The 13,176-nt window shown below is 71.3% G+C and carries 9 protein-coding genes and 1 pseudogene; 6 read left to right on the forward strand and 4 right to left on the reverse strand.

Features of this window, described 5'->3' with window-relative positions:
* Nucleotides 1–47 precede the first annotated feature (47 nt).
* Nucleotides 48–1,259 (reverse strand): cytochrome P450 family protein, encoded by a 1,212-nt coding sequence (locus OHO83_RS25520; protein WP_266671697.1) that lies wholly within the window; start codon nucleotides 1,257–1,259, stop codon nucleotides 48–50.
* A 61-nt stretch (nucleotides 1,260–1,320) separates the two neighbouring features.
* On the opposite strand from OHO83_RS25520, the gene OHO83_RS25525 reads away from it, so the two are divergent.
* Nucleotides 1,321–4,266, forward strand: a complete 2,946-nt coding sequence (locus tag OHO83_RS25525) for an FAD-binding and (Fe-S)-binding domain-containing protein (protein WP_266671695.1) — start codon at nucleotides 1,321–1,323, stop codon at nucleotides 4,264–4,266.
* Nucleotides 4,267–4,386: 120 nt separating this feature from the next.
* Here OHO83_RS25525 and OHO83_RS25530 read toward each other — a convergent pair.
* Nucleotides 4,387–5,314 (reverse strand): annotated as a pseudogene (locus tag OHO83_RS25530) (LysR family transcriptional regulator).
* Nucleotides 5,315–5,586: 272 nt separating this feature from the next.
* Between OHO83_RS25530 and OHO83_RS25535 the strand changes: the two are divergent.
* On the forward strand, nucleotides 5,587–6,504 hold the full coding sequence (locus tag OHO83_RS25535) for an EamA family transporter (protein ID WP_266676440.1): 918 nt from the start codon (nucleotides 5,587–5,589) through the stop codon (nucleotides 6,502–6,504).
* A gap of 13 nt (nucleotides 6,505–6,517) precedes the next feature.
* Here the strand turns inward: OHO83_RS25535 and OHO83_RS25540 are convergent, their stop codons facing one another.
* A complete protein-coding gene (locus OHO83_RS25540; protein ID WP_266671693.1) occupies nucleotides 6,518–6,625 on the reverse strand; it encodes a DUF397 domain-containing protein in 108 nt (35 codons plus the stop codon).
* On the opposite strand from OHO83_RS25540, the gene OHO83_RS25545 reads away from it, so the two are divergent.
* Nucleotides 6,612–7,574, forward strand: coding sequence for an RNA-guided endonuclease InsQ/TnpB family protein (locus OHO83_RS25545; protein ID WP_266671691.1), 963 nt, complete (start codon nucleotides 6,612–6,614; stop codon nucleotides 7,572–7,574). The two genes, OHO83_RS25540 and OHO83_RS25545, sit on opposite strands and share 14 nt — an antisense overlap.
* Before the next feature lie 34 nt (nucleotides 7,575–7,608).
* Here OHO83_RS25545 and OHO83_RS25550 read toward each other — a convergent pair whose 3' ends face one another.
* Complete coding sequence (locus OHO83_RS25550; RefSeq protein WP_266671689.1) at nucleotides 7,609–8,712, reverse strand: hypothetical protein; 1,104 nt, start codon at nucleotides 8,710–8,712, stop codon at nucleotides 7,609–7,611.
* A gap of 291 nt (nucleotides 8,713–9,003) precedes the next feature.
* Between OHO83_RS25550 and OHO83_RS25555 the strand changes: the two genes are divergently transcribed.
* From OHO83_RS25555 to OHO83_RS25565, 3 genes are read left to right on the forward strand one after another with little or no spacing between them, the layout of a single operon-like run.
* Nucleotides 9,004–9,801, forward strand: coding sequence for a TIGR03084 family metal-binding protein (locus OHO83_RS25555; protein ID WP_266671687.1), 798 nt, complete (start codon nucleotides 9,004–9,006; stop codon nucleotides 9,799–9,801).
* Entirely contained in the window at nucleotides 9,798–11,564 is a 1,767-nt protein-coding gene (locus OHO83_RS25560) for an acyclic terpene utilization AtuA family protein (protein WP_266671685.1), read from the forward strand. The genes OHO83_RS25555 and OHO83_RS25560 overlap by 4 nt, the downstream gene beginning before the upstream one ends.
* Entirely contained in the window at nucleotides 11,561–13,159 is a 1,599-nt protein-coding gene (locus tag OHO83_RS25565) for an acyl-CoA carboxylase subunit beta (RefSeq protein ID WP_266671683.1), read from the forward strand. Before OHO83_RS25560 ends, OHO83_RS25565 begins: the two co-directional genes overlap by 4 nt.
* Nucleotides 13,160–13,176: the final 17 nt, after the last annotated feature.

Genomic DNA, 13,176 nt, shown 5'->3' on the forward strand with positions numbered 1-13,176 from the left:
CGGTGAGACTCACAGCCCGCCCCGCAGTGGCATCCAGGCGCTCCGAGTCAGCCGAACAGCCGTACCGGCAGCTCGAACAGGTCGTTCTGGGTCACCACCGGCTTGTGGCGAAGGGCCGTGGGCGGGACGGCGAGGGTGAGGCCGGGGAAGCGGGCGTACAGCGCGGGCAGCGCCACCGCCGCCTCCAGCCGGGAGAGCGCCGCCCCCGGGCACACGTGCGGGCCGTGGCCGAACGAGATGTGGCGGTTCGGGGAGGTGCGGGTGATGTCGAAGTCACCCGCGTCGGGGCCGTGGGCGGCCTCGTCCCGGCCGATCGCCCCGTACGACACGATCAGCGCGTCGCCCTTCGCGATCACCTTGTCGCCGACCGGTACGTCCTCGGCGGCGAAGCGGATCAGGACGTGCGACGTCGGTGTGGAGTAGCGCAGCGTCTCCTCGACCACGGCCTCCCACGACACCTCGCCGGAGAGGACCTGGGCGAGCTGCTCCGGGTGGGCGGACAGGTTCACCACGGCGTTGACGATCAGCGAGATCGTCGTCTCGTGGCCCGCCGCGACCATGAGCTGGAGCGTGGAGACGATCTCCTCGTCGGTGAGCCGGTCGCCGTCGTCGCCCGCCGCCAGGATCAGCGCGCTCGTCAGGTCGTCGCCGGGCTCGGCGCGCCGGGCCGCCACCGTGGCCGCCATGATCCCGGCCAGCTCCGTCAGCGTCGCGACGACCTCCGCCGGCGGGGTCTGCGTCGAGAAGAACTTCTCGAACAGGACCTTCAGGCGGGGCAGCGCCGAGTCGTCGATGCCCATCAGGTCGGCGATCACGTACATGGGGAGGGGGTAGGCGAACGCGGCCTTGAGGTCGACGGTGGTGCCGTCCTCGGGAAGGGCGTCCAGGAGTTCCCCGGTGCGCCGCGCGATCCGGTCGCGCATCAGCTCCACCCGGCGGGGCGTGAGGGCCTGCGCGACGAGCGTGCGCAGTCTGCGGTGGTCCTCGCCGTCGACCGTCAGCATGGAACGGCCCGGGTTGGCGAGGCCGATCAGTGGCCAGTCGGCCGGGATCTCGCCGCGCCGCCACGCGTCCCACACGTCGATGTCCTTCACCAGGCGTCGGTCCGTGAGGAGTTGACGTGCCTCGGCGTGGTGCGTGACGGCCCATACGGGTACGCCGCCCGGCAGCTCGGCCTCGGCGAGGGGCCCCGCGGCGCGCAGTGCGGCGCTCTCGGCGTCGAGGTCGGTGACGAACGGGTCGAGGGCTATGCGGGGCATGGGAGTTGCTCCTGTCGTGGCGAACTGTTGTCGTTCCCGGGGGAGATGCATGCTGGGAGGCATGGCTGGCACCGTGGGAAACCAGGATCCGGAAGGTATCGCGAGGGCGTTGCGCGGCGTCGTGCGCGGGGAGGTCGACTTCTCCGCGGCCGCGCGGGCTCTGATGACCATGGACGCTTCGAACTACCGGAGAGTTCCCGTCGGTGTCGTGGCGCCGCGCGACGCCGAGGACGTGGCGGCCGCGCTCGCGGTCTGCCGCGAACACGGAGTGCCGGTCGTGGCACGCGGGGGCGGAACGTCGATCGCGGGGCAGGCGACCGGGACGGGTGTCGTCATGGACTTCACGCGGCACATGAACCGCATCGTGGAGCTCGACCCGGAGACGCGAACTGCTGTGGTGCAGCCGGGAGTTGTGCTCGACCGGCTCCAGGAAGCGGGCGCACCGCACGGTCTGCGGTTCGGGCCCGACCCGTCCACGCACAGTCGGTGCACGATCGGCGGGATGATCGGGAACAACTCGTGCGGGTCGCATTCGGTGGCCTATGGAACGACAGCTGACAATATCTGTTCTCTGTCATCTGTCATCTGTCAATCCAACGGTGACATTCGTCAGCCCACCCTGGCCCGTGGCTGGCAAGGTGCCCCCGACGCCCTCCGCCCGCTGATCGAGGGCGAGTTGGCGCTCCTGCGCACCGGATTCCCCGACCTGCCGCGCCGCATCTCCGGGTACGCCGCCGACGCCCTGCTTCCCGAGAACGGTGTCGACCTCGCCCGATTCCTCTGCGGCACCGAAGGCACCCTCGGCATCGTCACCGAGGCGACCGTCCGGCTCGTCGAGGCGCCACGCGCGCGTGCCCTCGCGGTGCTCGCCTACGCCGACGAGAGTGCCGCCGCCGAGGCCGCCGCGGGGCTCCTGCCGCACGGGCCGCTCACCGTCGAGGGCATGGCCGCCGACCTCGTACGGGAACAGGCCGGCCTGCCGAAGGGCGGCGCCTGGCTGTTCGTCGAGACCGGCGGCGACACCCCGGCGCAGGCGCGCGCGCATGCCGAGGCGATCGTGCGGGCCGCGGCCGACGGCACCACGGACTCCCTCATCGTCGACGACCCCGCGGGCCAGCGCGCCCTGTGGCGCATCCGCGAGGACGCCTCCGGCACCGCGACCCGCATGCCCGACGGCACCGAGGCGTGGCCCGGCTGGGAGGACTGCGCCGTGCCGCCCGCCCGCCTCGGCCCGTATCTGCGGGACTTCCGGGGGCTCCTGTCGCAGCACGGCCTGCGCGGCACCCCGTACGGGCACTTCGGCGACGGCTGCATCCACGTGCGCATCGACTTCGACCTGCTCAGCGAGACCGGCGTGCGGCGCTTTCGGCACTTCTCCGAGGATCTCGCCGAACTCGTCGTCGCGCACGGCGGATCGCTGTCCGGGGAGCACGGCGACGGGCAGGCCCGCGCCGAACTCCTGCCGAAGATGTACGGGCCCGAGCTGGTGGACCTCTTCGGGCGGATCAAGGACGTGTGGGACCCGGACGGCCTCCTCAATCCCGGCGTGCTCGTGCGCCCCGCCCGCCTCGACGAGAACCTGCGCTTCGCCGTCCTGCCGCGCGGCCCTGTCGACGTCGAGTTCGCCTACCCGCACGACGGGGGCGACTTCTCCGCCGCCGTGCGCCGCTGTGTGGGCGTCGCCAAGTGCCGTACGGAATCGGCCCCTTCGGGTGGCGTCATGTGCCCCTCCTTCCGGGTGACCGGCGAGGAGGCGCACTCCACGCGCGGGCGCGCGCGCCTGCTGCACGAGATGCTCGCCGGTGAGGTCGTCAAGGACGGCTGGCAGTCCACGGAGGTACGGGACGCGCTCGACCTGTGCCTGTCGTGCAAGGGGTGCCGTACGGACTGTCCGGTCGGCGTCGACATGGCCACGTACAAGGCGGAGTTCCTGCACCACCACTACGAAGGCCGCAGGCGGCCCGCGGCGCACTACTCCATGGGGTGGCTGCCGCGCTGGCTGCGTCTCGTGCAGCACGGGCGCGCGGCGGGTGCCGTCAACACCCTCGCGCGCGTGGGGCCGTTGGCCGCTCTCGGCAAACGGCTCGGCGGGATCGCCTCCGAGCGGAGGATTCCGCGGGTGGCCCCCGAGGCGTTCAGCGCGTGGTGGCGGCGTGATCTGCGGCGAAGGGTGCGGGTGGCCCGGCGGGGCGGCGCGGCACGGTTCGGCGGCGACGGGCCCGAGGTGGTCCTGTGGCCGGACACGTTCACGGAGCACCTCGCGCCGCAGGTCGGACGGGCCGCCGTGCGGGTCCTCGAAGAGGCGGGGCTCTCCGTCCTGCTGCCCCCGACGCGCGTCTTCGACTACAGGCCGGACGGGCTCTCGGCGGTCGCCGGGCTTCTCCCGTCGCGCCGCGGCCGCGTCTGCTGCGGCCTCACCTACGTCTCCACGGGCCAGCTCGACCGTGCCCGCGCCGTCCTGCGCCGCACCCTCGACCTGATGCGGCCGGTCATCGACTCGGGCCTGCCCGTCGTCGTCCTGGAGCCGAGCTGCGCCGCCGCGCTGCGCACCGACCTGCCGGAGCTGCTGCCGGACGAGCCGCGCGCCCGGCGCCTCGCCGACTCGGTCCTCACGTTCGCCGAGGCCCTGGAGCGGTTCGCCCCGCACTGGGACCCGCCCCGCGTCGACCGTCCCGCCGTCGGCCAGACCCACTGCCACCAGCACGCGGTCCTCGGCGACGCCGCCGAGCGCCGCCTGCGCGAACGGGCGGGACTGGAAGGCGAGTTGAGTGGCGGCTGTTGCGGCCTCGCGGGCAACTTCGGCTTCGAGGAGGGGCATTACGACGTGTCGGTGGCCTGCGCGGAGGAGCAGCTCCTGCCGGCGGTCCGCGCCGCCGACGACGGGGCGGTGGTCCTCGCGGACGGCTTCTCGTGCCGCACCCAGCTGGAGCAGCTGGAACGGGAAGGGGGCCGGCCGGGGCGGCACCTGGCGGAGGTCCTCGCGGAGGCGCTGGGGATCACTCCGTAGGGCGTGTTCCGCCGGAGGGCGTGCCCTCCTGGGTCACTTCGTGGGGCATGTCCGTCGGTCCCGTCGGGGCACTCCGTAGGGCACGTTCCGCCGGATGGCGCGATCTGCCCGACCTCCTGGTCACTCCGCAGATCGCGCCCCGTCGGACGGCATGACCTCGTGGGCGAGTTCGACCAGGTCCCGTACGGCGGGGTGGCGTGGGCCGTCGCGCCAGGCGAGGACGACGGGCAGGTCGGGGGCGTCGGTCAGGGGGACGTAGACGACGCCCGGGTGCGGGTGCATGCCGGGAGTGGCGGTCGTCGTGACGCCCACCGCGCGGTCGGCCGCGATGGCCGCGAGCCAGTCGTCCGTGTTCGCCACGGTGATCGTCGCGGTCGGCCGGGCGGCGGGCGGCCAGAGGTCGAGGGCGGTGGTGCCGGAGACGGTGTTCACGGCGATGGTGTGGCCGGAGAGATCGGCGAGCGTGAGCGCGCCGCGCGGGGCGAGCGGGCTGTCGGACGGCACGGCCGCGACCCGGCTCTCCGTGTGCAGGAGCTCGGTGACCAAACCGGGCGCGTCCACGGGCCCGCGCAGCAGCGCGACGTCGACGGCGCCGCGGGTCAGTCCGGCCGTGCGGTCGTCGATGCGCAGGAGTTCGAGGGGCACGTCGGGATACCGCTCGCGCCAGCGCCGCAGCAGGGGCGTGGTGTACGGGCCCGCCGCCGACCAGGCGTGCCCGAGCCGCAGCGGGCGCCGCAGGGCGCGGACGGAGTCCAGGGCGTCCTCGAACGCGGCGACGGCGGCCGCCGCTCTCCTGGAACGCGCGCCCTTCGGCGGTCAGGGCGAGGTGGTGGGTGGAGCGGTCGACGAGCCGTACGCCGAGCGCGTCCTCGAGGGTCGCGAGGGTGCGCGAGACGGCGGGCTGGGTGAGGCGGAGCCGGGCGGCGGCGCGTGTGACGTTGCCCTCCTCGGCGATGGCGAGGAAGCAGCGCAGATGGCGCAGCTCCAGCGAGTGGAGGGCATACGGACCGCTCATGTCTGCGGAGCATAACGGGAGCGCAGCCGGCATTTCACGGACCGAGTGCGGCGGTCCTAGCGTGGCGGGTGGGCTTGCGTCGCGCCGAACGTACGGGCGGTGGAACGTCAGCCGTAAAAGGGGTCCACGATCATGACGTGGTGTACTACCTTGGACGGTGGAGTCCACCCTATTGAACTGTGGGGGGTGGCGATGAAAGGGAAGGCTCAGACGTGAACGTCTCACGGACCGACCGGTCGGCGGCCGGCGCCGACGCGGCGGCCGCCGCACTGGTGCAGCCGGAGGTCGCGGTGGCGCAGCCGGAGGTGGCGGGCGCTCCCGCCGCACCCGAGGGTGCCGCGCCGAACGGCTCCCGCTGGGGCGCGCTCGGCCCGGTCGGACTCGTGCTCGGCGGCTGTGTGTCGGTGCAGTTCGGCGCGGCCGTCGCCGTCACCCTGATGCCGCGCGCCGGTGCGGTCGGTGTGGTCACCCTGCGGCTCGTGTTCGCCGCGATCGTGCTGCTCATCGTGTGCCGGCCGAAACTGCGCGGCCACTCGCGCGCCGACTGGGGCACCGTCGTCGCCTTCGGCGTCGCCATGGGCGGCATGAACATGCTCTTCTATCAGGCGGTGGAGCGGATCCCCCTGGGCCCGGCCGTCACCCTGGAGGTGCTCGGCCCGCTCGCCCTGTCGGTCTTCGCCTCCCGCCGCCTGGTCAACGCCGTCTGGGCCGGTCTCGCGCTCTGCGGCGTCTTCCTTCTCGGCGGGGGCGGCTTCGGCGGACTCGACCTGGTCGGCGCGGCCTTCGCCGTCTCGGCGGGCGGCATGTGGGCGGCGTACATCGTCTTCAGCGCCCGTACGGGGCGCAGGTTCCCGCAGGCGGACGGGCTCGCCCTCGCGATGGCGGTCGCGGCAGTGCTCTGCCTGCCGCTCGGCATCGCGGAGTCCGGCTCGAAGCTCGTCGTGCCGACGACGCTGGCACTCGGCGCGGCCGTCGCCGTCATGTCCTCGGTCCTCCCGTACACCCTCGAACTCCTCGCGCTGCGCCGCATGCCCGCGTCCACCTTCGCGGTCATGATGAGCCTCGAACCGGCCATCGCCGCGCTCGCCGGATTCCTCATCCTCGACCAGGCCATGTCCGCCCTCGGTGCCCTGGCGATCGCCCTGGTCATCGCGGCCAGCATCGGCGCGGTGCGCACACAGGTGGGCCGGGGGAGGGCGAAGATTCCCGCGGAGAACGTCTGACCGAGCCGTCCGCTCAGATCCGCCCGCGCGCCGCCGCCCCCACGAACGCGGTGAACGCCTCCGGCGAGACGCGGAAGGTGCCGAGGCGGGGGGCCTTGGAGTCGCGTATGGCCCTGAACATCACCCGTGTGCACCGCCGTTGGGGCATGGTCAACATCCCCAGGATCGGCCGGGTCCCCTTCCGCTGGACCAAAGACCTCCCGGTCGGCAAGCAGGCGAACACCGAAAACCGGATCACCGGAGCCCGGCTGGTCAAGGACGCCCTCGGCTGGCACATCGCCTTCCGCGTCCAGACCCTCGAAGCCAAGCCAGAGCCCCACCAGGGGCCGGAGGTCGGCATCGACGCCGGGGTGAACCTGCCCCTCGCCCTCTCCGACGGCAACCACCACAACCACGGCCGCCCGCCCCGTCTCCCCGACGGGACGGCCGACCGCGACAAGTGGCTGACCCCGGACGAGAAGGCCAAACTGCTGCGCCTGGAACAGCGTGCTGCCCAGCGCAAGCAGCACCGCAAGAACGGGGAGAAGACCTCCCGCCGCTTGCAGCGCACCTACGACCAGATCAAGCAGCTCCGCGCAACAGCCACGCGTCGCGCCGTTGACTGGCAGCACAAGACCACCACCGCCATCGCCCAGCAGTACGGCACCGTCGTGGTCGAAGCACTCACCATCACGAACATGGTCAAGTCAGCCAAGGGCACCATCGAGGAACCAGGGAAGAACGTCGCGCAGAAGTCCGGCCTGAACCGCTCCATCAGCCAGGAGGCATGGGGCCGGACCGTGACGATGCTGACGTACAAGACCGCCCGCCAGGGCGGCACCCTGCACAAGGTCCCCGCCCCCGGCACCTCCCTGCGCTGCTCGGCCTGTGGGTTCACCACACCCGGCAGCCGACAGGACCAGGCCACGTTCGTGTGCAAGAACGAAGGCTGCGGATGGTCCGGCAACGCCGACTGGAACGCGGCCCGGAACATCTTGCACCTGTACCGGATGGGCCACGCGCTCATCCCGGCTGCCGGGAGGGCAGTCGTCAGGCGTCCCCGCGGCGTCAAGCCCGCCACCGCAAGGTAGGCAGGAATCTCCCTCGTTCACGAGGGAGAACACTTCAAATCCGCCGAACAATCTGTGCCCCCGCCCTTTCGACCGGTGTGCGGCTGTAGACATGCACCAATGCGAGATGGAAGAGGGCGGGTGCGAGAGGGGCCCACCGGTGTATGCGATCGTCGCGCAGCATGTACTTGATCACTGTTACGGGCCGGAACGGCACGTAATCGATCGTCTGATGTTCCCATCGATCCGCGACTCCCCTGCTCATACGTGATTGCAGGCCTTCACGGGTCAAGTCGTTCAGCCTCGCGTAGAAATGCGCACTCCAGTGGCGCTTGTCGATGTCCAGCACGAAGGCGAGCAGCTCGAGTGAGTACTCGTGCGGTTCGATGGACAGTTCCTCCCGCATGCCGCGCCGAGCGACCGCGTGCAGGTCCGGGGCGCTCCTGCCGGACGAGTCGATGTGCCGCGACATGCCTTCGTTGACGGAGGAGTTCCAGACGCCCGGCGCCATACGGACCCGATCGCTGCGCCGGCTGACGACCACCATGTCGTCAGCCGTGACCACCGCGATGTTCACCGCGAAACTGCAGTGCAGGAATGCTGGTGCCCGCAGCGGATCGTCCGGATCGAGATAACGGGAACGAGGGGTTGCCCCGTCGGGTAGTCGGCGATCGATTTGCTGAGCCGCGAGAAAGGTGTAGTAGTCGGTCGGGCGCAGCCGCAGGTGGACCTCGGGTTGCTCGTCAAGAGCGGTCCGGGAGACGTCGAACGATTCGACCGCGTATCGGGGACCGTTCCACAGCGGTGTCCGACCCTCTGCCCGCAGCCGTGTACTTTCCTCCTCGATTTCGGCCCGCCAGTCGGCCATGTCCGAAGGCAGCTCGACCTCCTCGTCAAGCACCTGGATGTAGACCGCTTCACCGGGGATGGATGAGTCGCCGTCCCCTTCGACGATCAGGGCGGAAGTATGAAGTGGCCCCAGGGAGAAGGTTCTCCACGCGGGGCTGGACTCTTCCCGCAGTCTCAAACTGCGCACGGCACGCGTGGAGCGAGTGCGCAGCCTGTACCAACCGTTCTGCAACGGCTGTTGGAAGAGCACCGCAACCAGCATCCCCAGCACAGCCCCGACGACTCCATTGGCAACGTCAATCCCACCCATGCCACGCAGGGTAGGCACCTTGATCACGCCATGTGCAGCCTTATCTCTTCCGTTACGGCGCTCGGCAAGCCGCCCCGTCCCACCCTCTGTGAACTCCTCGGACTTCTGGGGCATCCCCTCGGCGAACTCTTCGGGAGACGCACCGTCAGCTGCTTCATCACCGAACCGCTCCCTCCAGGGCAGCGCTACGTCCTTCGTGTCAATTTTTCATACAAGCACGCTTGATTGTTTCCCGGTGCGCTGCCATGCTCCAGGCACGCCGCGCGCAGCCGTGCCCCAAGGGAGTGCACCGTGTCCGATCTGCCGTCCGTGTTCGACGACTTGCGGGACGAGAGCCAGGAACTCGACGCAATGGTGGCGGAGTTGCGGCCTTGTCAGTGGGGACTGCCCACGCCCGCAGCCCGCTGGAGCGTCGCCCACCAGATCGCCCATCTGGCCTGGACCGACCGTGCCGCGCTGCTTGCCGTCACTGACGCCGACGCCTTCGCCGGTGAGGTGGAGAAGGCCGTCGCCGCGCCGGACTCTTTCGTCGACGAAGGGGCCGAGGAGGGCGCCGCGCTGCCGCCCGCCGAACTGCTCGCCCGATGGCGGGCCGGGCGCGAGAAGTTGCAGCCCGTGCTTCGATCTGCGGCCGCCACCAAGACACGGTTCCCCTGGTACGGGCCGCCGATGTCCGCCGCCTCCATGGCCACCGCCCGGCTGATGGAGACCTGGGCCCACGGCCAGGACATCGCCGACGCCCTCGGTGTCGTGCGTACTCCGACCGACCGGCTCAGGCATATCGCCCGCATCGGCGTACGGACACGCGACTTCGCCTTCGGGGTACGGGGGATCGAAGCGCCGGAGAAAGAGTTCCTGGTGGAACTCGCCGCTCCTGGTGGTGAGGTGTGGGTCTACGGGCCGGAAGGCGCCGACCAGCGCGTCACCGGGACCGCTCTCGACTTCTGCCTCCTCGTCACCCAGCGGGCGCACCGCGACGACGTCGACGTACGGGCCGACGGCGCCGACGCGGAGCGGTGGCTGGACATCGCCCAGGCCTTCGCGGGACCCCCGGGACCGGGGCGTGCGGCGAAGGGGGCCGGGCGGTGACCGAGGACGTACTGCGCATAGGCAACGCCTCCGGCTTCTACGGCGACCGCTTCGACGCCCTGCGCGAGATGCTCGAAGGCGGCCCCCTCGACGTCCTGACCGGCGACTACCTCGCCGAACTGACCATGCTCATCCTGGGCCGCGACCGCCTGAAGGACCCCGCGCGCGGCTACGCCCGCACCTTCCTGCGCCAGCTGGAGGAGACCCTCGGCCTGGCGCTCGACCGGGGCGTGCGGATCGTCGCGAACGCGGGCGGGCTCAACCCGGCCGGACTCGCCGACGCCGTCAGGGAGCTGGCGGACCGGCTCGGCCTCCACGCGCGCGTGGCACACGTCGAGGGCGACGACCTCTCCCCGGGCGGGCGCTTCCCGGGCGCCCTCACCGCCAACGCCTACCTCGGCGGCGCCGGGATCACCGCCTGCCTCGATGCCGGCGCCGACATCGTCGTCACCGGCCGCGTCACCGACGCCGCCCTGGTCACCGGGCCCGCGGCCTGGCGCTTCGGGTGGGAGCAGGATGCGTACGACCGGCTCGCGGGGGCTGTCGTCGCCGGGCACATCCTGGAGTGCGGGACCCAGGCGACGGGCGGCAACTACTCCCGCTTCGCCGGGCGGGCCCGCGATCTGCGGCACCCCGGTTTCCCCCTCGCCGAACTCCACGCGGACGGCTCCTGCGTCATCACCAAGCACCCCGGTACGGGCGGGCTCGTGACCGTGGGGACGGTGACGGAACAGCTCCTCTACGAGACCGGCGGCGCCCGGTACGCCGGACCTGACGTGACGGCGAGGCTGGACACCGTACGGCTCACGCAGGAGGCACCGGACCGCGTCCGCGTCGACGGTGTGCGCGGCGAGGCGCCACCCCCCACCCTCAAGGTCGGCCTCAACCGGCTCGGCGGCTTCCGCAACGAGGTCGTGTTCGTGCTGACCGGTCTCGACATCGAGGCCAAGGCGGCGCTCGTACGGGAGCAGATGGACGAGGCGTTCGACCGTGCCAAGTCCCGCCCCGCGCAGGTGACGTGGGAGCTGGCGCGCACGGATCGGGCGGACGCGGACACGGAGGAGACCGCGAGCGCGCTGTTGCGGCTCGTCGTCCGGGACGGCGACGCGGACGCGGTGGGCCGCACCCTCAGCAGCGCCGCGATCGAGCTGGCCCTCGGCAGCTACCCCGGCTTCCACGTGACGGCCCCGCCGGGCAAGGGCGCGCCGTACGGGGTGTTCGAGGCCGCGTACGTGGACCGGGACGAGGTCGAGCACGTCGCCGTACTGCCGGACGGGGAGCGGAAGGTGATCATGTACGACGGTGCCACCCGCGCACTCGTGGACGTGGCCGCCCCACCCCTGCCCGCACCTCTTCCGTCCGGCCCCACCCGGAGCGTTCCTCTCGGCCTCGTCGCGGGCGCCCGCAGCGGCGACAAGGGCGGGGACGCGAACGTGGGGGTGTGGGTAGACGGCAACGGGGGCGGGGGCGAGGCCGGCGGCAGGGACGGAGCCGGCGGCAGTGGCGGGGGCGGCGAGGGGGATGAGGCCTGGCGGTGGCTCGTCCATGAACTGACAGCTGACAGATTTCAGAGTCTGATAACTGAAAGTCGTCATCTGACAGTTGTCCGGCACGTGCTGCCCAACCTCCGTGCCCTCAACTTCACCATCACCGGCCTCCTCGGCCAGGGCGTCGCCTCCCAGCACCGTTTCGACCCTCAGGCCAAGGGGCTCGGCGAGTGGCTGCGCTCCCGTCATCTGGACATACCGGAGGTCCTCTTGTGACCGTTCTCGCCTCGGCCCTGGACGTCGGCGGTGCCGACTTCGCCGCTCACCGCGAGGCCATGCTCGGCAAGCTCGACGCGCTCGACGCCGAGCACGCCAAGGCGCTCGCGGGCGGTGGTGAGAAGTACGTCCAACGGCACCGCAAGCGCGGCAAGTTGCTCGCCCGCGAACGTATCGAGCTGCTTCTCGACCCCGATACCCCCTTCCTCGAACTCTCCCCCCTCGCGGCCTGGGGCAGCGACTACGCCGTCGGTGCCTCCCTCGTCACGGGGATCGGGGTCGTCGAGGGCGTCGAGTGCCTGATCACCGCGAACGATCCGACGGTGCGTGGCGGAGCCAGTAACCCGTGGTCCCTGAAGAAGGCCCTGCGCGCCAACGAGATCGCGTTCGCCAACCGGCTGCCCTGCATCAGCCTCGTCGAGTCCGGTGGCGCCGACCTGCCGTCCCAGAAAGAGATCTTCATCCCGGGCGGCGGCATCTTCCGCGACATCACGCGCCTGTCCGCCGCCGGGATCCCCACCGTCGCCGTCGTCTTCGGCAACTCCACCGCCGGCGGCGCGTACATCCCCGGCATGTCCGACCACGTGATCATGGTCAAGGAGCGGGCGAAGGTCTTCCTCGGCGGGCCGCCCCTGGTGAAGATGGCGACCGGCGAGGAGAGCGACGACGAGTCGCTCGGCGGCGCCGAGATGCACGCCCGTACGTCCGGGCTCGCCGACTACTTCGCGCTCGACGAGCGGGACGCGATCCGGCAGGCCCGCCGCGTCGTCGCCCGCCTCAACCACCGCAAGGCGTACGGGGATCCACAGCTTGTGGAGCCGCCCAAGTACGACGGCGACGAACTCCTCGGCATCGTGCCCGGCGACCTCAAGGTCCCCTTCGACCCGCGCGAGGTCATCGCCCGGATCGTGGACGGCTCCGACTTCGACGAGTTCAAGCCGCTGTACGGGTCGAGCCTCACGACCGGCTGGGCGTCGCTGCACGGCTATCCGGTCGGCATCCTCGCCAACGCGCAGGGCGTCCTGTTCAGCGAGGAGTCGCAGAAGGCCGCCCAGTTCATCCAGCTCGCCAACCAGCGCGACATCCCGCTCCTGTTCCTGCACAACACCACCGGCTACATGGTCGGCAAGGAGTACGAGCAGGGCGGCATCATCAAGCACGGCTCGATGATGATCAACGCCGTCAGCAACAGCCGGGTGCCGCACCTGTCCGTCCTCATGGGCGCCTCGTACGGCGCCGGGCACTACGGGATGTGCGGGCGGGCCTTCGACCCCCGCTTCCTGTTCGCCTGGCCCAGCGCCAAGTCGGCCGTGATGGGGCCGCAGCAGCTCGCCGGAGTCCTGTCGATCGTGGCCCGCCAGTCCGCGGCCGCCAAGGGGCAGCCCTACGACGAGGAGGCGGACGCCGCGCTGCGCGCGATGGTGGAGCAGCAGATCGAGTCCGAGTCCCTGCCGATGTTCCTTTCCGGGCGGCTGTACGACGACGGGGTCATCGACCCGCGCGACACCCGGACCGTGCTCGGCCTGTGCCTGTCCGCGATCCACACGGCGCCCGTGGAGGGCGCGCGCGGTGGATTCGGCGTGTTCCGGATGTGAGGCCCATGACCACGCGA

The sequence above is a fragment of the Streptomyces sp. NBC_00569 genome (assembly GCF_036345255.1).
Lineage (GTDB): Bacteria > Actinomycetota > Actinomycetes > Streptomycetales > Streptomycetaceae > Streptomyces.

Bases quoted from the DNA above. Each gene is read 5' to 3' on its own strand.
- OHO83_RS25520 (WP_266671697.1), bottom strand. From the start codon at position 1,259: ATGCCCCGCATAGCCCTCGACCCGTTCGTCACCGACCTCGACGCCGAG.
- OHO83_RS25525 (WP_266671695.1), top strand. From the start codon at position 1,321: ATGGCTGGCACCGTGGGAAACCAGGATCCGGAAGGTATCGCGAGGGCG.
- OHO83_RS25545 (WP_266671691.1), top strand. From the start codon at position 6,612: ATGGCCCTGAACATCACCCGTGTGCACCGCCGTTGGGGCATGGTCAAC.
- OHO83_RS25540 (WP_266671693.1), bottom strand. From the start codon at position 6,625: ATGTTCAGGGCCATACGCGACTCCAAGGCCCCCCGCCTCGGCACCTTC.
- OHO83_RS25550 (WP_266671689.1), bottom strand. From the start codon at position 8,712: ATGGGTGGGATTGACGTTGCCAATGGAGTCGTCGGGGCTGTGCTGGGG.